The sequence below is a fragment of the Paraburkholderia sp. RL17-381-BIF-C genome (genome assembly GCF_046026435.1).
Taxonomy (GTDB): Bacteria; Pseudomonadota; Gammaproteobacteria; order Burkholderiales; family Burkholderiaceae; genus Paraburkholderia.
Genome location: NZ_JARESX010000025.1, coordinates 37,732 through 60,230, shown reverse-complemented (window position 1 = coordinate 60,230; position 22,499 = coordinate 37,732). Strand labels below are relative to the sequence as shown.

21 protein-coding genes and 5 tRNA genes are annotated in these 22,499 nt (G+C 62.2%); 18 read left to right on the top strand and 8 right to left on the bottom strand.

All coding sequences use genetic code 11. The features are described from left to right. Positions 1-22 precede the first annotated feature (22 nt). Positions 23-1,051 (top strand): beta-N-acetylhexosaminidase, encoded by a 1,029-nt coding sequence (gene nagZ / locus P0D70_RS17385; protein WP_408185405.1) that lies wholly within the window; start codon positions 23-25, stop codon positions 1,049-1,051. A 104-nt stretch (positions 1,052-1,155) separates the two neighbouring features. Here nagZ and P0D70_RS17380 read toward each other — a convergent pair whose 3' ends face one another. Next, positions 1,156-2,532, bottom strand: coding sequence for a sigma-54-dependent transcriptional regulator (locus P0D70_RS17380; RefSeq protein WP_091792573.1), 1,377 nt, complete (start codon positions 2,530-2,532; stop codon positions 1,156-1,158). 321 nt (positions 2,533-2,853) lie between these two features. Continuing rightward, entirely contained in the window at positions 2,854-3,060 is a 207-nt protein-coding gene (locus P0D70_RS17375; protein WP_091792574.1) for a CsbD family protein, read from the bottom strand. Between the two features lie 112 nt (positions 3,061-3,172). Between P0D70_RS17375 and P0D70_RS17370 the strand changes: the two genes are divergently transcribed. After that, positions 3,173-3,346 (top strand): hypothetical protein, encoded by a 174-nt coding sequence (locus P0D70_RS17370; protein ID WP_408185404.1) that lies wholly within the window; start codon positions 3,173-3,175, stop codon positions 3,344-3,346. Here the strand turns inward: P0D70_RS17370 and efp are convergent. Together efp and earP are read right to left on the bottom strand one after the other, a co-directional pair. Beyond that, entirely contained in the window at positions 3,343-3,900 is a 558-nt protein-coding gene (gene efp / locus P0D70_RS17365) for an elongation factor P (protein ID WP_091792575.1), read from the bottom strand. The genes P0D70_RS17370 and efp overlap by 4 nt on opposite strands. Positions 3,901-4,308: 408 nt before the next feature. After that, positions 4,309-5,502, bottom strand: a complete 1,194-nt coding sequence (gene earP / locus P0D70_RS17360; protein ID WP_408185403.1) for an elongation factor P maturation arginine rhamnosyltransferase EarP — start codon at positions 5,500-5,502, stop codon at positions 4,309-4,311. Positions 5,503-5,765: 263 nt separating this feature from the next. On the opposite strand from earP, the gene uvrC reads away from it, so the two are divergent. From uvrC to P0D70_RS17300, 12 genes are all read left to right on the top strand, one after another. Next, positions 5,766-7,964 (top strand): excinuclease ABC subunit UvrC, encoded by a 2,199-nt coding sequence (gene uvrC / locus P0D70_RS17355; RefSeq protein WP_408185402.1) that lies wholly within the window; start codon positions 5,766-5,768, stop codon positions 7,962-7,964. Between the two features lie 132 nt (positions 7,965-8,096). Then, positions 8,097-8,690 carry a CDP-diacylglycerol--glycerol-3-phosphate 3-phosphatidyltransferase gene (gene pgsA, locus P0D70_RS17350; protein WP_091792578.1) on the top strand — a complete coding sequence of 198 codons (594 nt, stop codon included), beginning with the start codon at positions 8,097-8,099 and terminating at the stop codon, positions 8,688-8,690. Between the two features lie 228 nt (positions 8,691-8,918). Further along, a tRNA-Gly gene (locus P0D70_RS17345) sits at positions 8,919-8,994 on the top strand. Positions 8,995-9,057: 63 nt separating this feature from the next. Continuing rightward, positions 9,058-9,133, top strand: a tRNA-Gly gene (locus P0D70_RS17340). Between the two features lie 63 nt (positions 9,134-9,196). Continuing rightward, positions 9,197-9,272: transfer RNA gene (locus tag P0D70_RS17335), tRNA-Gly, on the top strand. A 63-nt stretch (positions 9,273-9,335) separates the two neighbouring features. Then, positions 9,336-9,411, top strand: a tRNA-Gly gene (locus tag P0D70_RS17330). A gap of 105 nt (positions 9,412-9,516) precedes the next feature. After that, positions 9,517-9,590, top strand: a tRNA-Cys gene (locus P0D70_RS17325). A gap of 503 nt (positions 9,591-10,093) precedes the next feature. Continuing rightward, positions 10,094-10,828, top strand: coding sequence for a hypothetical protein (locus P0D70_RS17320; protein WP_408185401.1), 735 nt, complete (start codon positions 10,094-10,096; stop codon positions 10,826-10,828). Positions 10,829-10,930: 102 nt separating this feature from the next. Further along, complete coding sequence (locus P0D70_RS17315; protein ID WP_408185400.1) at positions 10,931-11,329, top strand: hypothetical protein; 399 nt, start codon at positions 10,931-10,933, stop codon at positions 11,327-11,329. A gap of 48 nt (positions 11,330-11,377) precedes the next feature. After that, positions 11,378-12,136 carry a TraB/GumN family protein gene (locus P0D70_RS17310; protein ID WP_408185399.1) on the top strand — a complete coding sequence of 253 codons (759 nt, stop codon included), beginning with the start codon at positions 11,378-11,380 and terminating at the stop codon, positions 12,134-12,136. A gap of 189 nt (positions 12,137-12,325) precedes the next feature. Further along, entirely contained in the window at positions 12,326-13,306 is a 981-nt protein-coding gene (locus P0D70_RS17305) for a sensor domain-containing diguanylate cyclase (protein ID WP_408185398.1), read from the top strand. Positions 13,307-13,398: 92 nt separating this feature from the next. Then, on the top strand, positions 13,399-13,893 hold the full coding sequence (locus P0D70_RS17300; protein ID WP_408185397.1) for a GNAT family N-acetyltransferase: 495 nt from the start codon (positions 13,399-13,401) through the stop codon (positions 13,891-13,893). Positions 13,894-13,961: 68 nt separating this feature from the next. Here the strand turns inward: P0D70_RS17300 and P0D70_RS17295 are convergent, their stop codons facing one another. The 3 genes from P0D70_RS17295 to P0D70_RS17285 are packed head-to-tail and all read right to left on the bottom strand — an operon-like array spanning position 13,962 to position 15,995. Next, the gene (locus P0D70_RS17295; RefSeq protein ID WP_408185396.1) at positions 13,962-14,846 is read right to left on the bottom strand and encodes a cytochrome c oxidase assembly protein; all 885 of its coding nucleotides are present in this window, start codon (positions 14,844-14,846) and stop codon (positions 13,962-13,964) included. A 9-nt stretch (positions 14,847-14,855) separates the two neighbouring features. Continuing rightward, positions 14,856-15,317, bottom strand: coding sequence for a copper chaperone PCu(A)C (locus tag P0D70_RS17290; protein WP_095418637.1), 462 nt, complete (start codon positions 15,315-15,317; stop codon positions 14,856-14,858). An 18-nt stretch (positions 15,318-15,335) separates the two neighbouring features. Beyond that, entirely contained in the window at positions 15,336-15,995 is a 660-nt protein-coding gene (locus P0D70_RS17285) for an SCO family protein (RefSeq protein ID WP_408185395.1), read from the bottom strand. A gap of 383 nt (positions 15,996-16,378) precedes the next feature. On the opposite strand from P0D70_RS17285, the gene otsB reads away from it, so the two are divergent. Then, positions 16,379-17,128 carry a trehalose-phosphatase gene (gene otsB, locus P0D70_RS17280; protein WP_408185394.1) on the top strand — a complete coding sequence of 250 codons (750 nt, stop codon included), beginning with the start codon at positions 16,379-16,381 and terminating at the stop codon, positions 17,126-17,128. A 55-nt stretch (positions 17,129-17,183) separates the two neighbouring features. Beyond that, positions 17,184-18,641: an alpha,alpha-trehalose-phosphate synthase (UDP-forming) gene (otsA, locus tag P0D70_RS17275; RefSeq protein ID WP_408185393.1), complete on the top strand. Its 1,458-nt coding sequence runs from the start codon at positions 17,184-17,186 to the stop codon at positions 18,639-18,641. 126 nt (positions 18,642-18,767) lie between these two features. Here otsA and P0D70_RS17270 read toward each other — a convergent pair whose 3' ends face one another. Next, positions 18,768-20,639 (bottom strand): ABC transporter ATP-binding protein, encoded by a 1,872-nt coding sequence (locus tag P0D70_RS17270; protein ID WP_408185392.1) that lies wholly within the window; start codon positions 20,637-20,639, stop codon positions 18,768-18,770. On the opposite strand from P0D70_RS17270, the gene P0D70_RS17265 reads away from it, so the two are divergent. Both P0D70_RS17265 and P0D70_RS17260 read left to right on the top strand, forming a co-directional pair. After that, positions 20,595-20,891 (top strand): hypothetical protein, encoded by a 297-nt coding sequence (locus P0D70_RS17265; RefSeq protein ID WP_408185431.1) that lies wholly within the window; start codon positions 20,595-20,597, stop codon positions 20,889-20,891. The two genes, P0D70_RS17270 and P0D70_RS17265, sit on opposite strands and share 45 nt — an antisense overlap. A 405-nt stretch (positions 20,892-21,296) precedes the next feature. Continuing rightward, positions 21,297-22,361: a glycosyltransferase family 4 protein gene (locus tag P0D70_RS17260; protein WP_091792589.1), complete on the top strand. Its 1,065-nt coding sequence runs from the start codon at positions 21,297-21,299 to the stop codon at positions 22,359-22,361. Positions 22,362-22,499 lie beyond the last annotated feature (138 nt).

Here is a 22,499-nt window from a genome sequence, read left to right as displayed (position 1 = left end):
GGCTTTTTTCTAGCGGAAATCGATGAAAACCATTCCCGGACCGGTGATGCTCGACGTGGTCGGCAAAACGCTGAACGACGACGACAAGCGCCGCCTTGCGCATCCCATGACCGGCGGCGTAATCCTGTTCGCGCGTCACTACGAGAGCCGCGCGCAACTGATCGCGCTGACCGATTCGATCCGAGCGATCCGCGAGGATCTGCTGATCGCCGTCGATCACGAGGGCGGACGCGTGCAGCGGTTTCGCACCGACGGTTTCACGGTGCTGCCGGCCATGGGCAAGCTCGGCGCGTTGTGGGACAGCGATGTACTGCACGCCACCAAAGTGACGACGGCCGTCGGCTATATCCTCGCGGCGGAATTGCGCGCGTGCGGTATCGATATGAGCTTCACACCGGTGCTCGACCTGAACTACGGCCAGTCGCAGGTGATTGGCGACCGCTCGTTCCACCGCGATCCGCGTGTGGTGACCTTGCTGGCGAAGAGCCTCAATCATGGACTCGCGCTGGCCGGCATGAGCAATTGCGGGAAGCACTTTCCGGGGCACGGTTTCGCGCAGGCGGATTCACACGTCGCGATGCCGGTCGACGATCGTTCGCTCGAAGAAATCCTGCGCGATGACGTAGCGCCTTACGACTGGCTCGGGTTGTCTTTGGGATCGGTCATTCCCGCGCATGTGGTCTATCCAAAAATCGATTCGAAGCCCGCGGGTTTCTCGCGTATCTGGCTGCAGGAAATTCTGCGCAACAAGTTGCGCTTCGAAGGCGCGATCTTTAGTGACGATCTTTCCATGGAAGCCGCGCGCCAGGGCGGCACGCTGACCGAAGGCGCTACCGCCGCGCTGCAAGCCGGCTGTGACATGGTGCTGATCTGTAATCAGCCGGACGAGGCGGAAAAGGTGCTGAATGCGCTGCGCTTCACGCCGTCGAAGGAATCGCAACAGCGGCTCAAGCGCATGCGGCCGCGGGGCAAAGCCTTGAAGTGGAGCAAGCTGGTCGCGGAGCCTCAATATCTTCAAGCGCAGGCATTGTTGCGCAGCGCGTTTGCCTGAGTCGCGCGAGCGACGGACACGCGAGCTGGAAAAACGGCACCTCGAAGGTGCCGTTTTTTTAACCTTATCGACAAGGCTCCCACCTCGAACCGCCGAGGCAGCGCTCAGTTCAAGCGCATGCGCTGCAGCTTGTTGTACAGCGTCTTCGGACTGATACCCAGAAGCGACGCCGCCCGGTGACGTGTACCGCCCACTGCATCAAGCGTGGCCCGAATCAGCATTTCCTCGACGTCCGCGAGCGGCGTGCCCACCGTGACCTGCACACGGCTGCCGTTCAGATCGCGGCCATTTGCCGAGCCCGCTTCGTCGGCGCGCAACGACTCCAGCACATCGCCGGACGCGTGATACGCGCGCCGCACGCGGTCGTGCAGCTCACGCACATTGCCGGGCCATTCATAGGTGAGACACTCGCGCAGAAAATTCGGCCCGATCTGCTTGGCGGCCTCCAGCGTGCCGCGCGTGGCTCCTTCGTGATTCTGCTCGTCGACGACCGCCTGAGCGATTAGCGCCGGATCTTCGCCGCGCTCCCGCAGCGGCGGCAGCGTCACGGCGGCCGCTTCGAGCCGCAGCGCCAGATCTGCGTGCAGGCTGCCATCAGCTACTGCCTCGCGCGGCACCTTGCGCGTCGAGGCGATCAGCCGGAAATCCGTCACGACCTGATTCGTGCCGCCGACGCGCATGAAGGTTTGCGAATCGAGCGCGCGCAACAGCGCTTCCTGCTGATCGCGCGGCAATTCCGCGATTTCGTCGATGAACAGCGTGCCGCCGCTCGCCTGCTCGAAGAGGCCCGGCTCGCGCTGCTCGGCGCCGCTGAACGCACCGCGTTCGTGGCCGAACAGCAGACTGTCGAGCGAGCGATTCGCGCTGTTGGCCGTCCGGCAATCGAGCGTGACGAACGGGCCTTTACGGCGACGGCTCATATCGTGGATGGTGCGCGCCGCCATCTGCTTGCCGGTGCCGGTTTCGCCGGAAATCAGCACAGCGGCTTCAGTCGGCGCAATGTGCTCGATCGTGTCATAGACATGCTGAATCGCGCTGCTACGGCCGAGCATGGAACCGAAACGGCCGAGTTGGCGTAGCGACGCGCGCAGCGTCTGCACTTCTTCGGTCAGTTCGTACGGCCGCGGAATGCGCGCGAGCAGACTGCGCAAGCGTGGAATGTTGACCGGCTTCAGGAGGTAGTCCCAGATGCCGTGCCGCAAACCTTCGATCGCGCTTTCCACCGTCGCATTGCCGGTCATTACGATCACGGGCAAGGCGCCGCCGGGCGGATGCGCGGGCAGATGCTGCAGCAGGTCGAGCCCGCTGCCGTCCGGCAGGTTCAGGTCGACCAGCACGACGTCGGGAATGAAGCGTGTCAAGGCGGCCCGGGCCTCCGCGATGGTGGTCGCCGTGTCGACGGAGAAGCCGTCGGCGGCGAGGATGGCGGACAGGCCTGACAGGCTATTAGGATCGTCTTCAACAATCAGGGCGTGTGGCATGGCGAGCGCAATTTTTTAAATGGATGGAATCCCCAGCCCGCTGCGCCAATAATTCGGCGCGCGGCACTAGGCGCGATGCAGGCCGGTATCTCCGATCGAATTGCGTGTCGCGCTGCCAAACTCGTCTTGCGCGCTGCAAGAGGGGCCGGATGGCACCGTCTGGCACTGCGGCGCGTACAACCATTAAACAGTCAGGCAGGCGCATGGCGATTCGATTCGAGTACTTCTGGTCCTTTGCGTTATCACACTGCGGCGCCCATCCTGACCTCTTGTAAGCTTGGTAAGCGTGGGCGGGCACCTGTATTTCCTTCACTCAGCCTGTCAGAAATCCCGATTGCTATCGAAAAACCGGCGTACTTCCAGTTCCGCCTGTTCGCGCGTCTTGCCGTAGCGTTCCTGGATCAGACCCGCAAGCTTGTCGGCGCGGCCTTCGGCTTTGGTCAATTCGTCGTCCGTCAGTTCGCCCCATGCAGTCTTGGCCTTGCCGACTATCTGCTTCCACTTGCCTTCAGCGATGTCGTTATTCATGTGGCATCTCCCGAGTTGAAGAAATTAAAGCCTTACTGGCCTATACCCAAGAGAAGCATGAACTGTACCATCATGATTTACTTAAACTAATCAATGGTTTGCTGAGCGGATCATGGGAAAATTTGGGACGCCGGTGTGCAATTCCGAGAAAATCGCCGGTAAAGTTTTCCTTAACCATACACGGCAGCACGAAAAAGAAAAAGCGCCCAATGTGGGCGCTTTTTTTTGCCATTTTTTTCTCAGCGCCGGGGATGCGGCGCTGGATTCAGGCGAGCAGGGCGCTTAAGCGCGGCTGCGGTACTCATGCGTACGCGTGTCGATTTCGATCTTGTCGCCGATATTGCAGAAGAGCGGCACTTGCAGTTCGAAACCGGTGGTCAGCTTGGCGTTCTTCAACACCTTGCCCGACGACGTATCGCCCTTGACAGCCGGTTCCGTATAGATGATTTCGCGGACCAGCGTGGTCGGCAGTTCGACCGAGATGGCTTTCTCGTTGTAGAACACGACTTCGCAAGCCATGCCGTCTTCGAGGTAATGAAGGGCGTCGCCCATCATTTCGGCTTCGACTTCGAACTGGTTGTAGTCGGCGTCCATGAACACGTACATCGGGTCAGCGAAGTACGAGTACGTGACTTCCTTGCGTTCCAGCACGACGACGTCGAACTTGTCGTCAGCCTTGTACACGCTTTCCATGCCTGCGCCGGTCAGCAGGTTCTTGAACTTCATCTTGACGACGGCGGAGTTGCGGCCCGATTTGTTGTATTCGGCCTTTTGCACAACCATTGCGTCTGCGCCGATCATCACGACGTTACCGGTGCGGAGTTCCTGTGCGGTCTTCATAAAACTGTCCTGTACGAAATAAGTAGCTTCAACTTTTGCTCAACGGCATACGGCGCAAGCGGCTTCGGCGTTTCGCCCACTGCGCGCCGCGCCGACTGGAGTGGCTCGGCGGGTTGCGGGCGAATCAAGGCGTGGCCGGCTTGCCGCGGAGACTGGCTCTCGGGCCGCAACCTTTGGCCTGTGCCATTCCCAGCAATCCGTTACCTGCTTTTTACCCTGTGCGGGCGGGTACACGAGTGGCGCCGATCCGCAACATACGTCCCTTTTTTGACATTTTCGCCATTCAGACTTTGATGTGGGGACTGTCTCGCATCTTTCGATACGGGTCGACGGGCCGGTCAAGCCAAATGGCCGGATTCTGCCGCTGCGATCGGGCCGCGCTTGCGTCGTCGGCCGTTGGATAACCGCTTATATTAACTGAGTTTTTGCGAACAAGGCCAGATTTCCGGCGAGGTCGCCCACTTGAGCCAGCTCGCCGGCCCATTCGCCTGCACGGCGCTCGAGCGCCGGGGCGTGGCGCTGCAATTGCGCCCAGTCCGGCCGGCCCGCGCCGTTCCACGCGTGCCAGAAGCGCCCAAGGGCGTCGCGCGCGTCGGCGGGCAGGGTGCGCGCGTAGTGCGCGAGCGCCGCGTCGAGCTTCGGCAGATGGGCGTCGTCGGCTTGCGGGTAGATGTGCCAGACGAACGGTTTGGCGGCCCATTGAGCCCGGACGAACGAATCTTCGCCGCGCACGAAATTGATGTCGCTGACCCACAGCAGCGCGTCGTAGCCGGCCTGGTCGGTAAAGGCGAGCGCGTGCGCGCTGAGGTTTCCGCGCACGGCGTGCGAACCGGCAGCGAACGAGGGCAGGTCGAAGAAGCGCGCGAGCGCCCCGGAGATGCGGCCTTCGGGCACCAGCAGCACGACCGGGCTGGCGCCGTCGCGCCATTGTTCGAGCAGGCTGTCGACGGCGGGGTTCTCATAGGCGAACAGCGACACGACGGTGGCCGCGGCGGGCGGCGGCGCGTGGCCGGTGGCTTGACGCCACCACGCTTCGCGCGCGGTGGGCGAGCTCTCGAACGCGGCGCGCGCGCCGTCGAGATGCCGTTCCTTCAGTACGCCGCCAGTGCCCGGGCCCAAGCCGGGGAAAAAGAAAGTCTTGGTCAGCGCATAGCGCGGGTGAGGCGAGGGCCGTAAATGAAAATCCGCCACCCAGTCCTCGGCGCTCAAATATTCGAGGTTGATCCAGACGGGCGTGCGCGTGCGCGCGGCCATTGCGGCGACATAGACAGGTGGCAGTTCGCAGCCGAATGCTTCGATCACGACGTCGGCCACTTCGAGCGTATCGCCCGCATGGGCCGGCTCGCGCCAGTGTTCGACGACGATGCCGCTCACCGTCTGGCGGGCGCGCTCCAGCGTCAGGGCTGGGCACAGCTTCTGAAACGCATGCAGGTCGTCGACGAACACGCGCACCTGCCAGCCGTGTTCGCTCGCGAGTTGGCGCGCAAGTCGCCAGCACACGCCGATGTCGCCGAAATTGTCGATCACCGCGCAGAAGATATCGCAAGCGATTGCCGTGGAGGCGTCAGCAGCGTGGTCGGGAAGAGGCGGGGCGGAGGACATGATGGCCTGAGTCGCGGATTGGAACGGATGGAGGGAGCGGTACGGTTCGAGCCGTCTGAACCTGCTGCGTCAAGGCGTGACCGGCTGCCGCGGGTGCGTGGTCCGATTCGGGGCAACAGGGTTCGAACGCACGCGGAATGTTCTAAACTGGCGATTCTAAAGCACCCGTTCACGATTGCGCGCGCGACGCACATTGAGGTTCGCCGAGGCGCGCGGCACGCGGGGCAACGCTTCGCAAGACCGTCCCACCCAACCGATTCTGCATGACTGAACCCGAAGCAACCGACGCTTTCGAGCCGAAAAAAGTGCTCACCCAACTGCCGCATCTGCCCGGCGTCTATCGCTATTACGATACGCACGGCGCGGTGCTTTACGTGGGTAAGGCACGCGACCTGAAAAAGCGCGTCTCGAGCTATTTCACGAAGACGCAACTGTCGCCGCGCATCGCGATGATGGTGACGCGCATTGCGCGCATCGAGACGACCGTCACGCGCTCCGAGGCCGAAGCGCTGCTGCTCGAAAACAATCTGATCAAGGCGCTGGCGCCGCGCTACAACATTCTGTTTCGCGACGACAAGTCGTATCCGTACCTCAAGCTCACCGGGCACAAGTTTCCGCGCATGGCGTATTACCGTGGCGCGGTGGATCGCAAGAATCAGTACTTCGGTCCGTTTCCGAGTGCATGGGCGGTGCGCGAGAGCATCCAGATCCTGCAGCGCGTGTTCCAGTTGCGCACCTGCGAAGACTCCGTGTTCAACAATCGCACGCGGCCCTGTTTGCTGCATCAGATTGGCCGTTGTACGGCGCCGTGCGTCGCGGCCATCAGCGAAGAGGATTACGCGCGCGACGTCGCCAACGCGTCGCGCTTTCTGCTCGGCCGGCAAGGCGAAGTGATGAGCGAACTCGAGCAGAAGATGCATGCCTTCGCGAGCGAACTGAAGTTCGAGCAGGCCGCGGCGGTGCGTAACCAGATGAGCTCGCTGTCGACGGTGCTGCATCAGCAGGCGATCGAAGTCGGCAGCGACAGCGACGTCGATATTCTCGCGGTGGTCGCGCTGGGCGGGCGTGTGTGCGTGAATCTGGCGATGGTGCGCGGCGGACGGCATCTGGGTGACAAGGCGTACTTCCCGGCGCATGTGGAAAGCGCGTTGACGGCGGATGAGGGTGGTCTGGAAGAAGACGGCCAGGCGTTGGCTGCTGCACCTGGCTCGCTCGGTGAAGCGGGCGTGGACGATGCGGCGGAATCAGCTGCTACCGCGGACGCGCTGGCAATCGCACAAGATATGCCGCCGGAAGACGAAGAGCGCGAAACTGACGAGCAGGACGAACAGGACGGCGAACCCGAAGAACCCGAAGAACCCGAATCGGACTCCGAACCCGCGAAGCCGCGCAAAGGCCGCGCCCGCGCGGCCGGCAGCATCGAATCCGAGGTCCTCGAAGCGTTCATCGCGCAGCACTACCTGGGCAATCGCGTGCCGCCGGTGCTGGTGGTCAGCCACGCGCCCGCTACACGCGAACTGGTCGACGTGCTGATCGAGCAGGCCGGGCACAAGGTAACCGTGCTGCGTCAGCCGCAAGGACAGCGGCGCGCCTGGCTCGCCATGGCCGAGCAGAATGCGCGGCTCGCGCTCGCGCGCCTGCTCTCGGAACAGGGCTCGCAGCAGGCCCGCACGCGCGCGCTCACCGACACGCTCGGCATGGAGTGCGACGATCTTGCGCATCTGCGCATCGAATGTTTCGACATCAGCCACACCATGGGCGAGGCGACGCAGGCATCGTGCGTGGTGTATCACCATCACAAGATGCAGTCCTCGGAATATCGCCGGTACAACATTACCGGCATTACGCCCGGCGACGATTACGCCGCGATGCGCCAGGTCCTTACGCGCCGCTACGAGAAGATGGTGGCGCAAGCCGCCGCGAATGCCGCTGATGAGGCCGCCGAATTGCAAAACGACGCGGCCGCGGATCCGTCGCTCGCGCCGGACGCCGCGGAGCCGGTCGCCGCGGGCGGCGTCTTGCCGACCATCGTGCTGATCGACGGCGGCAAGGGTCAGGTCGAAATCGCGCGCCAGGTGTTCACGGAACTGGGTCTCGATACCGGCATGCTGGTCGGCGTCGCGAAGGGCGAGGGACGCAAGGTCGGCCTCGAAACGCTCATCTTCGCCGACGGCCGTGCGCCGCTCGAACTCGGCAAGGAAAGCGCCGCGCTGATGCTGGTCGCGCAGATCCGCGACGAAGCGCACCGCTTCGCAATCACGGGCATGCGCGCGAAGCGCGGCAAAACGCGCCAGACCTCGCGGCTCGAAGAGCTCGAAGGGGTGGGCGCGAAGCGGCGCCAACGGCTGCTCGCGCGCTTTGGCGGGCTGCGCGGCGTGGTCGCCGCCAGTGTCGACGATCTGGCGAGCGTCGAAGGCATTTCGCAGGCGCTCGCGGAGCAGATTTACCGCCAGTTGCATTGATTGCGGCGGGTCCGGCCGGCCGCTCGCACCTTTCGAGCGGCGCGTGCGCGAGGATCCGCGCGCCGCTTTGCTTGTGGCAGGCCCTGTGACACGGCACAATTGCATCTCCCTCGTCAGACGCTGCGCCTGCCCATGCCGTTTAATTTCCCGATTTTCCTGACTTGGCTGCGGATCGTCCTGATTCCGCTCGTCGTCGGTGTGTTCTATTTGCCCGACATGATGATGAGCCCCGCGCACCGCAATCTGGCGGCCGCGACGATCTTCATTCTGGCGGCGTTGACCGACTGGTTCGACGGCTTTCTGGCGCGCAAATGGAATCAGACTTCGGCATTCGGCGCGTTTCTCGACCCGGTCGCCGACAAGCTGATGGTGACCGCCGCGTTGCTGGTGCTCGTGCAGCTCGCGCGAATCGATTCGGCCATTGCGCTCGTGATCGTCGGGCGCGAGATCGCGATTTCGGCGCTGCGTGAGTGGATGGCGCAGATCGGCGCGTCGAAGAGCGTCGCAGTCAATTCTCTCGGCAAGTTCAAGACCGTTTGTCAGATGGTCGCGATTCCCATGCTGCTGTTTTATGGGCCACTGCCGTTCGGTGGGGGCGTGGTGATCGATACGCGCGTGTGGGGCCTGTGGCTCATCTATCTGGCCGCGTTCCTGACGATCTGGTCGATGCTCTACTACATGAAGCTCGCATGGCCGCAGATTCGCGAGAGGAGCGGTGTGGCCTGATCGCTCGCCGTGGCGGAAGACGTCCGGTGCGTGCCCGAACTTCGCGGCAACATGAGTGAAATCTGTTCAGCAAAAGAGATTCGCAAAAGGGGGTTGACACGTTTCAGTCGTTTCTCCATAATCTCGTTTCTCCGATGCACGCAGTTCGAAACGTCGGTGGCAGTAAGAGAGTAGTTGCAGTAACAAGGCAGCAGTTAGTCAGTAATAAGCAGGCAAAAGCAGCACAATGCGGGAGTAGCTCAGTTGGTAGAGCGCAACCTTGCCAAGGTTGAGGTCGCGAGTTCGAGCCTCGTCTCCCGCTCCAAATTTTTAAAGCAGTGCGTTGTTTGGCGAAGTAAAAAGGCAGCGCGTTGTGAAGCAGTGCAATGCGGGAGTAGCTCAGTTGGTAGAGCGCAACCTTGCCAAGGTTGAGGTCGCGAGTTCGAGCCTCGTCTCCCGCTCCAAATTTTTAAAGCAGTGCGTTGTTTGGCGAAGTAAAAAGGCAGCGCGTTGTGAAGCAGTGCAATGCGGGAGTAGCTCAGTTGGTAGAGCGCAACCTTGCCAAGGTTGAGGTCGCGAGTTCGAGCCTCGTCTCCCGCTCCAAATTTTTAAAGCAGTGCGTTGTTTGGCGAAGTAAAAAGGCAGCGCGTTGTGAAGCAGTGCAATGCGGGAGTAGCTCAGTTGGTAGAGCGCAACCTTGCCAAGGTTGAGGTCGCGAGTTCGAGCCTCGTCTCCCGCTCCATACATAAGGGGAAGCAGTGCTTCCCTTTTTGTTTGGTGGTCCGGTCCTTCCGGTTATCCGCCAGACAGAATCTGCGAATCTGTTGCTAGGTTCCAGTCCGCTTGCGGCGCGATAGCAAAGCGGTTATGCAGCGGCCTGCAAAGCCGTTTAGGCCGGTTCGACTCCGGCTCGCGCCTCCAGTAGTTGATGCAAAGAAAAGCCCCGACTTGTCGGGGCTTTTCTTTTTTGTGCGCGCTCCGTCAGCGCGGATGCAGATGCTCACGCTACGCATGTGTAGCGGTCTCACCTCTGGTGCTGCACATATCAGCGTCGGCCCGCGCGATCATCAGCGGGTTCAGCGCGAGTCCATCCTTGCTTGCAGCCAACCTCGAACCGGTCCCGCGAATCTCATGCCTGCCGAGTCATAGCCAACGCGGCGCCGCTCGCCTGAACCTTATGCCGTTTGCCAATCGCTTCTCGCGTACTTTCGTTTTTATTTAATTGGCTTTCATATTTATTTAGTAGTGGAACTGCGCTCGGTTTGCAGTATTGATTGCCATCGGTAATTGTCGATAATGTACAGTGGCAATGCACATTCGCGCATTTAAAGCATGGCTGCAATCTACCTGAATGGATGGCGATGTTTTTTCATCGTGAATGAATGGGGCAATGCAAACCCGCTACAACTACTACATCTCGACCAATGAAAAAAACGATAACCGCAGCCGTGCTGTTGACCGTCTGTTTGCCGATATTGGCCATTGCTCAGTCGGCGCCGCCTCCGGTCCTCAAGACCGGCGACACCTGGACTTACGTCAATACGTTTGAAAAAGCGCCTTCGGTTTGGCGCCAGACGCACGATGAGGTGACCGTTTTGCGCGCCACGTCGTCGCACATTTACTATGCGTCGAAGCCGTCGGGTTCGACTCAGGCGGCGAACGAACTGATCGCGGGCGCGGACTGGAGCCGCGAGCGCAGCGTGAACGGCACCGAAATGGTGGTCAACCGGCCACTCGCGTTCCCGTTATCGCCGGGTAAAACCTGGAGCATCGACTACGCGGAACAGCATCCCAACAAGATGCACGCCTTGGAGAAGTGGCGCACCCAATATCGGGTCGTGGACACGGAAGCGGTCGAAGTGCCGGCGGGCAAATTCCAGGCGATCAAGGTCGAAGCGGAGGGGGACTGGACCGCGCAAATCGAGCCGACGCAGACCGTTACCCAGGCCGTGCAGGTCCAGCAGGGCGATACGGCCATGGTGACGCATGCACAGAAAACCGGCCCGGTTCAGGCAACCGGGCGTACTTATAAAGCAATCTGGTATGTGCCCGAAATTGGCCGGTGGGTAAAATCAGTGGAAGAGTATTACGCCAGCAATGGAGTGCGAAACGAGCGCTATACGAGCGAACTGGAGTCGTTCAAAAGAAGCGCCGAATAATCTTCCGCGTGTGAGTATCAAGCGGAAGGATTTCCTGCGAGAGGCCCCGGCAATCCGGGGCTTTATTTTTGCTGAACACTTCGAAAATCGCCGGAAATACGTATGCAGGATATCGTCCGCCGCTCGCTTTATTTACGCGTGATCTACGCGCTTTGCCTGGGTGGCGCCACGTGGACGCATCTTCAGGCGATGCTGACGCATGGCCTCTCGTGGGACTACGGCAACGTCGCGCTCTTTACGCGCATCTACTGGACTTCTCTGCTCTTCATCGATCTTGTCACCGCGTTACTGCCGCTAGTCTCTCCGGCAATAGGGTTGATTCTTTGCATTGCCGTTATCGTCACGGATGTGGCGCACAATTCGTGGTTCGCGCTGCATCACCCGATCCGTATGGATCTGTATCTGTCGCAGATCGTCTTTCTGCTGTTCGTCGCCTTCACCGTGCGTACGGCCTGGCGAGGCGCGGCGAGCCGGTGCGCCGCGCCGCACGTGATCGGTTGAACGGCGGCCCAGCTTCTTTGCATCATTGCTTGTCCACACCGAGGTTGCATGTACCTACAACTCACCGGCACTCAGGTTCGCCTGCTCGGCTCGATGCATCTCTTTCCGGCGACGAGCCGCCGAACACCGCCATGGATCGCCGAAGCGTATGACTGGGCGGAGGCGCTCGTCTTCGAGTCTGATCCGCCGACGATCCTCCCGTTTCTGAAGGCCGCCAGCCACGGTGGAGCCGCTTGCCTGCAGCCTTTGCTATCCGCCGATGCGTGGCAGCGTCTTCAGGCGGCCTGGCCCGTTGAAGGCCCGCTGGCGCCGCTCGTCGATCTGTGCCCGTGGGCCGCGCTTATCGTTGCGCCGACGCTGTTCCAGCAGGTCGTCGAAGGCGTCGAGCCGCGCATGCTGCGCTCGGCGATCGCGCAGGCCAAACCCTATCGCTATCTCGAGACCGCGCAGGAAGTGGCGGCGGCGCTCGAATCGATTCCGCTCGATGCTGTCGGCGCGGCGCTCGGTCTGCTGATGGCCGATCTCGATGAACCGCAGCGCACGCTCGAACGCATGCATGCCGCGTGGCTGGAGGGCGATCTGGCCGCCGTGCACCGCATCGCCAACGAGTCGCCGATGTTCAATCTGCCAGGCATCCGGCATGCGATTCTCGACGCGCGCAATCGCGCATGGGCGGCGCGCCTGACGGACTTGCTGTCGCGGCCTGAGCGCACGTTGGTGGTCGTTGGCGCGCTGCATCTATGCGGACCCGACAACCTGATCGACTGTCTTGCGCGGCCCGTAGAGCCGGTCTTTGAAAGCTCTTAGTCAAGCCGCCGTCACACCTTGCCGCGCGGGCGTCTCGGCTCGGCGCGGCCTGCATCGGCGCGAATGCGGATGCAGCGGGCACGCAATCCGAGGGAACTCTCGCGCTCTGGTCTTGCCCCAAGTGACGTATGTCGCTATACACTAACCGCCTGCCACTTCGGCCACACCGGTCGCCTTGGGGACTACTACATGCATGTGCCACCGACGCCCATTGACGAAAGCGCCCGTCTCGACACCCTGCGTGCGCTGCATATTCTCGATACATTGCCGGAAGAGCGCTTCGATCGCCTGACACGGCTCGCCAAGCGACTCTTCGGTGTGCCTATCGCCCTCGTGAGTCTTGTCGACGCGGATCGTCAGTGGTTCAAGTCGTGCGTCGGCCTGAACGTGAGCGAGACCTCGCGTGACCTGTCGTTCTGCGCGCACGCCATCGTTGGCGACGAGATCCTGATGGTGCCCGACACGTTCGCGGACGAGCGGTTTCACGACAATCCGCTCGTCACCGACAGCCCGAATATCCGTTTCTACGCCGGCTGCCCGCTGACAGTGCCCAACGGCAGCAAGCTCGGCACGCTCTGTCTGATCGACACCAAGCCGCGCGGCCTCGACGAAGAAGAGCGCGAATTGCTGCGTGATCTGGCGCGCATGGCCGAGCAGGAACTGGCGGCGGTGCAATTGGCTACGCTCGACGATCTGACGCTTCTGTCGAACCGGCGCGGGTTCGAGTCACTCGCGCAACATGCGCTCAACGTCTGCAAGCGAATGCAAAAGCCGGCGTCTCTGCTGTTCTTCGATCTGAACGATTTCAAGCAGATCAACGACACGCTCGGCCACGCCGAAGGCGATCACGCGCTGAAGAACTTCGCCGACGTCCTGCGCACCGCGCTGCGTGAAAGCGATGTGATCGGGCGGCTCGGGGGCGACGAGTTCGTCGTGCTGCTCACCGATTCGGACCGCGGCGCCACGCAGGAAGTGACGCACCGACTTGCGCAACTGCTGGACGAGCGCAACGCCGAAGCCCAGCGTGGCTACGACATTCGCTATAGCGTCGGGCAGATTCAGTACGATCCCGCCCTGCACCGATCGGTTGCCGATCTGCTGGCGGCGGCCGACGCTGCGATGTACAGCCATAAACAGGCGTCGAAGGCGCGCGCCGCGCATCACAACTGAGCCGGCACGGCGGCGAAGCCGTGACGTGCCATGCGGCATAATCTCGCCTCACCGTTATTCGTGCGGTGCGCCTTTTTCTATTGAACGTTGTCATGATTGAACTGCAGCAAAGCGCCGCCACGCGGCTCGCGCAACTCGACTGGCGCTGGAAATACTTCGACGAGCTCACGAGTATCGAGGTCTACACGATGCTGGGGGCGCGCAGCGCGGTGTTCGTCGTCGAGCAGAACTGCGTGTATGGCGATATCGACGGGCTCGATGTGGACGCCTGGCATCTACTGGCCTATGGTCCCGGTGAAAAGCGGCCGCCGCTCGCGGGTTATCTGCGCGTGCTGCTGCCTGATGCGGACGACACGGATATCCGCATTGGCCGTGTGCTCACGACAGCGGAATTCCGCGGCATCGGTTTGGGCAATGCGATGCTCGAACGGGCGCTTACGCATATTCGCGCGCAGTGGCCGGGCACGCCGATCCGCTTGCATGCGCAGGCCCATCTGCAAGGCTTTTACGGTGCGTTCGGCTTCGCGCCGGTGTCGGAAGTCCACGAAGAAGACGGCATCCCGCATGTCTGGATGCGTTCCGCCTGAAGCAGCGCACATCCTCCGCGCAAGTTGTACGCGCGCGGAGTTTCCGGCGACCGTTGCAAACTATGGGATCAGTGGCGATTGCCCGCAGGCGTTGCAGCCGCGTTCGCCAAAGCGTGCGTCGCCTTCGCGCGCCGTTCGCCGCGCAAACGTCCGCGTGCCGACAGCCGCATCCAGTGACGCAAGGCCACCAGCGCGCCGATCACGCTCATCATCGAACCCGGAATCCACAGCAGCAACCCGCCGATCTGCTGATCGCGCATTGGGCTCAACCATGTAAACGCACGGCCGCAAATCGAGTAGATCGGATACAACTCGCGTGGCGTGAAGAAGATGAACGCGCCGAGAATGATCTGCGGCGGAATCGCGGCGATCACCACCAGCACGCGCTTGCCGGGCGACAAACGCGCCGGCGGCGCGGGACGCGGATCGAGTACGAGCCACCAGAACAGCAGGCCGTCGATCACCATGCTCCAGTTCATCACGCGATACAGCCGCCAGTCGAGCATCGCGACGAAATGAATCGGCGACATCAGCCAGAAGTAAATCAGCCCGACGAACAGCGTCACTGCAACGACCGGATGCATCACCACGTCGAGCAGCTTGCGCACGACCGGCGTCTCGAGCGCGGGCCGCACGAAGCGTTGCCGCCAGCTGAACGGAATACCCGCGCGCAACGCGGCACCCGGATACGACAGTGCAATGAAGAACGGCCCGAGATGATGCAGCACCAAGTGCTGCGCGCGATGCATGAAAAACTCATGCTCGAAGAAATAGTCGAGCCGCGTATGCAACGCGACATACAGCGCCACCAGCCCGAACCAGAAGGAGATACGCCGCGCGACCGACATCTTCGCCTTGCGCGCGCCGCGCACGAAGAGGATCGCCGGCACCAGCAAGGCGATCACGACGGTCGGCGAAAACTCCCAGGGATCGAGCCAGTAGAGCAGATTCATCGCGGCAGGTTACTTCGTCTGCGCCGGCGATTTGACGGCGAACGGCGTGTCGAGCGTTTCGCCGTCGGAGAACTTGAGCGTGAGGTGCACGGTGTCGCCCGGCGCGATCTTGTGCTTCGCATCTTCGAGCATCACGTGGTAGCCGCCGGGCGCGATGGCGACCTGGCCGTGCGCGGGCACGGTCAGCTTGTCGACCATCACCATCTTCTGCGACGAACCGTTCGACACCGTTTGATGCAGCATTGCGTCGCCGTAGTCGTTGCTGGAGATGTCGACGAGATCGACCGGTTTGTCGCTCGCGTTGACGAGCGTCACATAGCCGGCGGCGGGCAGGTTGTTGGGCAGCCAGCGGACCCATGCGTTTTTCGCGCTGACCGCGTTGGCGCCCGCCGCTTGCGCGGTCGAGGCAACACCGAACGAGAGGGCGAGGGCGCAACTCAGTGCAGCGAACGTTTTGATCTTGATCGACATGAATGGACTCGGGAAAGGTCAGGAACGGTCTTCAATGATACGGCGCAGGTCTTCTGCGATCGCATCGGGCGTGTCGTGGTCGGTGGCCAGCAGGCGTGCGTGCCCCTGGCTGTCGAACACGTAGACGGCGGAACTATGGGTGACCTCGTAGTTGCCGCTGGGATCGCGCTTTTCCATCTGATAGGCAACGCGGTAGCGCTTGGCGAGCGACTCGATCTGCCAGTCGGTGCCGGTCAGCCCTTCGGCGTGTTGCGAGTCGAAAGCGCCGACGTAGTCGTGCAAGGCTTGTGCCGTGTCGCGCGCGGGATCGACGGTGATGAACAGAATGCGCACCTTCTGCGCGTCGGGGCCGAGTTTGCCGAGCACCTGCATCAACCGGCCCATCGTTTCAGGACAGACGTCCGGGCAATGCGTGTAGCCGAAATAGACCAGCGAGGTGCGGCCCTTGAACGAGTCGCCGTTGACGGCGCGGCCATCGTCGCCGGTCAGCGTGAAGTCGAGATCCGGCAGGTGGCCGGTCACATTGGTCAACTGCCACGTGTCCTGGCGATGCGTGCAGCCGGCAAGCGCCGCGAGCGCGCCCAACGCGAGCGTCAGCGCCAACAGGCGCGCGCGGCGCAGCCCGTGTGAAGACGCCAGGTGCGTTTGCGAATGCCGGAATGAGAAGATCGGGAACAAAGCAGGGTTCAGTTACTCGATTGAATGGCGGCGCCAGTGCGCGCGCGAGCGGCGCTGCGCGATTCGGGCGTTTCGCGCGGGCCGTCATAGTGTGCAAAACTGGTCGTAACGGCAATGATCTGTGTGGCAGCGACTGTAGCGCAAAATCGTTGATGGCGTCGCGCAGCGCCGACGGGCGCACGTTTTGCGAGGCAATTTGACGCAGGCGGCTGAAAGCTGCATGAAGCCGGATTGTTTTCTTTTTGAACGCAATCGCCGACGGTGCTCGCTCGCGGCGTTCGGCCAGGCTTGTGTCCAGCCTTACTTTCTCGAAAAATTGATGGATGCGCGGTAAGATGCGCACACTTTTCCGGCCGCACAAGGCTGAAAGGCAAAACTAACCGATGCAAGCACTTCCGGCTGTTCTGTCTCCAGGCGAGACTGCATTTTTCTTCGATTTCGACGGTACGCTCGTCGAACTCGCTTCCACGCCGGACGGCGTGCTGGTGGAACCCCGCGTGGTCGATCTGTTGAGCGAGCTGCGCAGCCTGACCAACGGTGCGGTCGCGGTCGTGTCGGGCCGCGGTATCGACAGTATCGACGGTTTTCTCGGCATGCCCGATTTGCCGATTGCCGGACTGCACGGCGCCGAGCGGCGCGACGCGAACGGCGACACGCAGCGTATCGGTTTTCATGACGAGCGGCTCCTGCGCATGGAGCAGGTGCTCGCGCAGGTGGTCAACGAAAATCCCGGCATGCTGCTCGAAATCAAGGGCGCGGCCGTGGCGCTGCATTATCGCAATGCGCCGGATCGCGAGCCGGTGGCGCGCGAGGCAACCGGGCGGCTGGTGGCCGATTACGCCGGCTCCTACGTGCTGCAGCCGGGCAAGATGGTCTATGAAATCAAACCCAAAGATGTCGACAAGGGCCGCGCGTTGCGCGCGTTCCTCGACGAGCCGCCTTTCGTCGGCCGCCAGCCGGTCTTTGCCGGCGACGATCTGACCGACGAGAAAGGCTTTGCCGTCGTCAATGAGCGCGGCGGGGTGTCGATCAAGGTCGGTCCGGGCGAGACGCTGGCGCAAACGCGTATCGACTCCGTCCCGGCGCTGCTCGACTGGCTGGCGTCGGTCGTCACGGCGGCGCGCTCGGCGTGATGGCCATGCCGCATCGCTCAAAGAAAACAACGTACTGCATCGGGAAACGCGCTTCATGAGTCGACTGATCATCGTATCGAACCGGGTTGCGCCGATCTCGGAGGGCGGCCCGGCGGCGGGCGGTCTGGCGGTTGGCGTGTACGACGCGCTGAAGGAAACCGGCGGCATGTGGTTTGGCTGGAGCGGCGACGTGCTCGGCTCGGGCCAGCCGCAGATCAAGGTCGAGGAGCGCGGCCCGGTGACGTTCGCGACCATCGCGCTGATGCGCCGCGATTACGACCAGTACTACCGGGGTTTCTCGAACGCCACGCTGTGGCCGGCGTTCCACTATCGCGCCGACCTGTTGCAATACGACCGGCACGACTTCGAGGGCTACTGCCGCGTCAATGCGTGGCTCGCGCAACAACTCGTGCCGCTGCTGCGTGAAGACGACGTGATCTGGGTTCACGACTATCACCTGATTCCGTTTGCGCAGGCTTTGCGTGCGGCGGGCGTAAAGAATCGCATCGGTTTTTTCCTGCACATTCCGTTTCCAGCTTCGCAGGTACTGCTGGCGGTGCCGCCGCATCGCGAACTCGTCGAAGCACTGTGTTCGTTCGATCTGCTCGGCTTCCAGACGGCGCCGGATTTGCGTGCGTTCTGCGACTACATCGTCAACGAGGCGAACGGCACCGTCGACGCATCGGCGAAAGGCCCGCTGACGATCCACGCATTCGGTCGCACGCTGCGCGCGGCCGCCTATCCGATCGGCGTCTATCCGGACGAGATCGCCGAACTCGCGAAAGCGGGCGAGCGCGGCAAACCGGTGCGTACGATGAAGGCGACGCTGCATTCGCGCAAGCTGATCATGAGCGTGGACCGGCTCGATTATTCGAAAGGACTGGTCGAGCGTTTTCGCGCCTTCGAGCGGCTGCTCGAACATGCGACCGCGCAACGCAACAAGGTGTCGTTCCTGCAGATCGCGCCGCCGACGCGCGCCGACATGCACGCGTATCAGGACATCCGCTTGCAGCTGGAAGGGGAGTCGGGGCGCATCAATGGGCGCTTCGCCGAACTGGACTGGACGCCGATTCTCTACATCCATAAGCAATACGAACGCTCGGTGCTGGCCGCACTGTTTCGCACCGCGCACGTCGGCTATGTCACGCCCTTGCGCGATGGCATGAACCTGGTCGCCAAGGAGTACGTATCGGCGCAGGACCCGGAGAATCCCGGCGTGCTCGTGCTGTCGCGTTTTGCCGGCGCCGCGCAGGAACTGGACGGCGCGCTGATCGTCAATCCGGTCGACATCGACGGCATGGCCGAGGCGCTCGCGAGGGCGCTAGAGATGCCGCTGGCGGAGCGTCAGGCGCGTCATCGCGACATGATGGTGCAGTTGCGCGAGAACAATGTGTCCGTGTGGCGCGATAACTTCATGCGCGATCTGCAGGGCGTTGCTGGTGCAAAGAGCACCCGAAGCGGGAAGTCGCGCGCAGTGCCGGGGAAAAAGGCACGCGATACTCGGGCCGGGTAGGCGCGTTCGGGGCCGCCGGCAACCGGCGGTGTGAAAAGCAGAAAAGCCGCTCTTCGAGCGGCTTTTCTTTTGGCGCTGGGCGCTGTCGTTGCGACAGCGGCTCTAAGCATGCCCGCGCGCGTGGGTTCAGACCACGTGTTGTTCGTCGACCTTCTTGCCGCCGATATGCAGCGTCGTGCCTTTGCCATACTGCTTGGTGAGCAGATCGCGGTACAGGCCCGGGCGCTGGCGCAACTCGTCCGGGCTGCCGTCGTCGATGACTTTGCCGGCGCTCATTACGATGATCCGGTCGAAGTTGTTCAGCGTGGACAGACGGTGCGCAATCGCAACCACGGTGCGACCGACCATCAATCGGTCGAGCGCCTTCTGAATGGCTTCTTCCGACGCGCTGTCGAGCGCCGAAGTCGCTTCGTCGAGCAGCAGGATCGGCGCGTTCTTCAGGATCGCGCGCGCGATCGCAATCCGCTGACGCTGTCCGCCGGACAACTTCACGCCCCGATCGCCGACGATCGTGTCGTAGCCTTCCGGCATGGCCTCGATGAAGTCCGCGCAGCGCGCCTCGCGAGCGGCCGTGAGCACTTCTTCGCGGGTTGCCTCCGGACGCCCATAGGCGATGTTTTCGTACACCGTGCGATGGAACAGCGAGATGTCCTGCGGCACCAGCGCGATCGCGTGGCGCAGGCTGTCCTGCGTGACCGTGGCGATATCCTGGCCGTCCACCTTGATCGCGCCGCCCTGGGTTTCATAGAAACGCTGCAGCAGTGCCAGCACCGTGGATTTGCCCGCGCCCGACTTGCCGATCAGGCCGACGCGCTGGCCGGGTTGGATATGCAGGTCGAAATGGTCGAGAATCGGGCGGCGGCGCGGATAGGCGAACGTGACACTTTCGAAATCGATGCGCCCGCCTTGCGGCACCAGCTCGGTCGCATCGTCGCGGTCCGGCATGCCGTGCGGCTCGAGCAGCGTCCGGACGGCTTCCGCGAGACGCGCCACGTGTTGCGTGACATCGACGAGCGCCACGGCCAGGTCGCGCGTGCCGTGCAGGATCGTGAAGCCGAGCGAACTGACGAGCACGATGTCGCCGGAGGTCGCCCGGCCTTGATCCCACAGGTGCAACGCCCAGCCCAGCAAGCCCGCCGACAGCAGCGCGGTGATCACGGCATGCAGCAGGCGCAGCTTTTCCAGATACAGCAGGCTTTGCTGGCGCGCGTCCATCTCGGCCTTGACCGTTGCGCCGAAACGCTGCTGCTCGCGAAAGGTCATGCCGAAAGCGCGCACGAGGCCCATGTTGCTGATCACGTCGACCAGCTCGCCGTCCACCGAAGCCGCCTTGGTGGCGAAATGGTGATGGCGCGCCGACCCGCGGCCGGCGAGCTTGTACAGCACGACCGACAGAATCGCCGAGCACAGCATCAGGCCGCCGGCCATCAGCGGATTCACGGCGGTGATCATGACGATGGCGCCGAGCACCGCGATGCACGGCGGCAGCACGTTCCAGGCGGTGGTGTTCTCCGCCGTGTAGACCGCATTCGAGGTGGCCGTGATCCGGCTTGCTAGCATGCCCGGCTGTTTCTCGGAGTAATAGGTCGGCGAATGGCCGCTCAAATACTGGAACAGGTCGCGCCGCAGATCGCCGGTCACGGCGACGAACGTATGCGCGGCGACCCAGCCGCCGACACGCCACAACAGGTTGTCGGCGGCGATCAGGCCGACGAGGATGGCGAATGCGCCCCACAGCGGACCGGGATGATGCCGGCCTTCGCCGAGCACGTCGATCAGATGCTTGATCGCATACTGGGAAGCGAGCGCGCAGCCGACGGCCGCGAACACGCTGCACAGCACGATCGCATGCGCGAGCGGATGGCGGCGAATGAAGCGGAAAAGAAACGCGAGCGGCCGGTGCGCATAGCTCGCGAGCTTTGCGTCCTGGGCATTACGCTGGGCGACGGTTAAATGTTCCAATTGATCGTGAAGGTCGATGGGTTCGGGGTTGTGCATGCAAAGCGCGGGCCACGTCAGAAACGGTTCGCCGCGAAGCCGATGCTTCGCATTGTAAACATGCAAAAGCGATTGCGCCCTGTGTTATCGGGCCTTGGCGCGATTGATCTCGCGATGGACGTTCGAAACCTGCCGCGACAGGACCCGCCAGCGGGTCAGGTTGCCGCAGGTCGCGGAACCAATTCAGGATATAATTACAAATTGCATTCAACTGCGGCGCCGCATTTCTTCAATGCTTGCCGGCAAAGTTGACTCGGGACCTTACCGCGCCGTTCTGGCGTTGCTGCGCTGCAAACCAGTTGACACTGTAGAACTGTCTTAGAAAACAAGGGTTTGCAAAGTGTTTCGCCTTTGTAACAACGTAAAGACTTTGAAATGTTGTGGTGCAGCGAGAATCCCGGCATTGATAATGCATGCTCTGTAGGCCCACCGAAATTTCTGACAGTTTGTCAACGTAGGCGTCTTGCGTGCGTTTACCGGCACATGCACAGACGCTGACAACCAGTCTGGGCTCACTAGCCAAGCGATCCATCGCAGGATTTCTCGAAAGAATCAGGCCCGCGCCGGCATATCCGGCCAGACTGCCCTGGCGAGCAAGCGAGTCGCTTTTACCAAACGCAGTACTTTTGCCTGATTTTTTACGAGGAGTTCTTCATTATGCGAATCGCTCAAATCGCTCCGTTGCACGAGGCGGTTCCTCCCAAGCTGTATGGTGGTACGGAACGTGTGGTGTCCTACCTGACCGAGGCTTTGGTCGAGCAGGGCCACGACGTCACGCTCTTTGCGAGCGGCGATTCGCAAACCTCCGCGAAACTCGAAGCTTTCTGGCCGCAGGCGCTGCGCCTCGACCCGACCATCCGTGACGTGATGGCGCCGCACATGCTGCTTCTGGAAGAAGTGCGCCGCCGCGCGGACGAATTCGACGTGCTGCATTTCCACATCGACTACTACCCGTTCTCGTTGTTCGCCCGCCAGCCGGTGCCGTTCCTGACCACGCTGCACGGCCGTCTCGACCTGCCGGAACTGCAGCCGATCTTCAATACGTTCAGCGACGTGCCGGTGGTGTCGATTTCGGACAACCAGCGTATTCCGCTGCAACAGGCGAACTGGCTGCAAACGGTCTACCACGGCCTGCCGGAAAACGTGCTCACGCCGATCGACAACGTCGAGCCGGGCTATCTCGCGTTCCTCGGCCGCGTCTCGCCGGAGAAGGGCCTCGACCGCGCGATCCGCATTGCCGGCCAGGCAGGCATGAAGCTCAAGGTCGCCGCCAAGATCGACAAGGCCGACCGTGCCTATTACGAAGAAGTGATCAAGCCGCTGATGGCGCTCCCGCACGTCGAGTACATCGGCGAAATCGGCGAAGCCGAAAAGCGTGAGTTCCTCGGCAATGCGCACGCACTGGTGTTCCCGATCGACTGGCCGGAGCCCTTCGGTCTGGTCATGATCGAAGCGATGGCGTGCGGTACGCCGGCGATCGCGTTTAACCGCGGTTCGGTGCCGGAAGTGATCGAAAACGGCGTGTCGGGCTTCGTCGTCGAAGACGAAATCAGCGCGGTCGCCGCGGTCAAGCGTCTGCACACGCTGTCGCGCGCCAACGTGCGCAAGGCGTTCGAATCGCGCTTTTCGTCGAAGGTCATGGCGCAGAACTACGTTGCCACCTACGAAGAACTGCTGCGTCAGAAGCACCGCACCGTGCTGCGCGAAGTCAACGCCGGCTAATTGCCGTCGGTTCATGCGCAACAGATGAGTCGAATCGGTTGAGGAGCGCTTTGCGGTGCTCCGCCAGCCTCTAGCAACGCCCCGTGTGCCACCGGCCCACGGGGCGTTGTTGCAAGCGCGCCGCGCTTTTTTCAATGA

What these genes read in the sequence shown, in the direction of transcription:
- nagZ (WP_408185405.1), top strand. Translation starts at nt 23, where the DNA reads ATGAAAACCATTCCCGGACCGGTGATGCTCGACGTGGTCGGCAAAACG.
- P0D70_RS17380 (WP_091792573.1), bottom strand. Translation starts at nt 2,532, where the DNA reads ATGCCACACGCCCTGATTGTTGAAGACGATCCTAATAGCCTGTCAGGC.
- P0D70_RS17375 (WP_091792574.1), bottom strand. Translation starts at nt 3,060, where the DNA reads ATGAATAACGACATCGCTGAAGGCAAGTGGAAGCAGATAGTCGGCAAG.
- P0D70_RS17370 (WP_408185404.1), top strand. Translation starts at nt 3,173, where the DNA reads ATGGGAAAATTTGGGACGCCGGTGTGCAATTCCGAGAAAATCGCCGGT.
- efp (WP_091792575.1), bottom strand. Translation starts at nt 3,900, where the DNA reads ATGAAGACCGCACAGGAACTCCGCACCGGTAACGTCGTGATGATCGGC.
- earP (WP_408185403.1), bottom strand. Translation starts at nt 5,502, where the DNA reads ATGTCCTCCGCCCCGCCTCTTCCCGACCACGCTGCTGACGCCTCCACG.
- uvrC (WP_408185402.1), top strand. Translation starts at nt 5,766, where the DNA reads ATGACTGAACCCGAAGCAACCGACGCTTTCGAGCCGAAAAAAGTGCTC.
- pgsA (WP_091792578.1), top strand. Translation starts at nt 8,097, where the DNA reads ATGCCGTTTAATTTCCCGATTTTCCTGACTTGGCTGCGGATCGTCCTG.
- P0D70_RS17320 (WP_408185401.1), top strand. Translation starts at nt 10,094, where the DNA reads ATGAAAAAAACGATAACCGCAGCCGTGCTGTTGACCGTCTGTTTGCCG.
- P0D70_RS17315 (WP_408185400.1), top strand. Translation starts at nt 10,931, where the DNA reads ATGCAGGATATCGTCCGCCGCTCGCTTTATTTACGCGTGATCTACGCG.
- P0D70_RS17310 (WP_408185399.1), top strand. Translation starts at nt 11,378, where the DNA reads ATGTACCTACAACTCACCGGCACTCAGGTTCGCCTGCTCGGCTCGATG.
- P0D70_RS17305 (WP_408185398.1), top strand. Translation starts at nt 12,326, where the DNA reads ATGCATGTGCCACCGACGCCCATTGACGAAAGCGCCCGTCTCGACACC.
- P0D70_RS17300 (WP_408185397.1), top strand. Translation starts at nt 13,399, where the DNA reads ATGATTGAACTGCAGCAAAGCGCCGCCACGCGGCTCGCGCAACTCGAC.
- P0D70_RS17295 (WP_408185396.1), bottom strand. Translation starts at nt 14,846, where the DNA reads ATGAATCTGCTCTACTGGCTCGATCCCTGGGAGTTTTCGCCGACCGTC.
- P0D70_RS17290 (WP_095418637.1), bottom strand. Translation starts at nt 15,317, where the DNA reads ATGTCGATCAAGATCAAAACGTTCGCTGCACTGAGTTGCGCCCTCGCC.
- otsB (WP_408185394.1), top strand. Translation starts at nt 16,379, where the DNA reads ATGCAAGCACTTCCGGCTGTTCTGTCTCCAGGCGAGACTGCATTTTTC.
- otsA (WP_408185393.1), top strand. Translation starts at nt 17,184, where the DNA reads ATGAGTCGACTGATCATCGTATCGAACCGGGTTGCGCCGATCTCGGAG.
- P0D70_RS17265 (WP_408185431.1), top strand. Translation starts at nt 20,595, where the DNA reads ATGTTCCAATTGATCGTGAAGGTCGATGGGTTCGGGGTTGTGCATGCA.
- P0D70_RS17270 (WP_408185392.1), bottom strand. Translation starts at nt 20,639, where the DNA reads ATGCACAACCCCGAACCCATCGACCTTCACGATCAATTGGAACATTTA.
- P0D70_RS17260 (WP_091792589.1), top strand. Translation starts at nt 21,297, where the DNA reads ATGCGAATCGCTCAAATCGCTCCGTTGCACGAGGCGGTTCCTCCCAAG.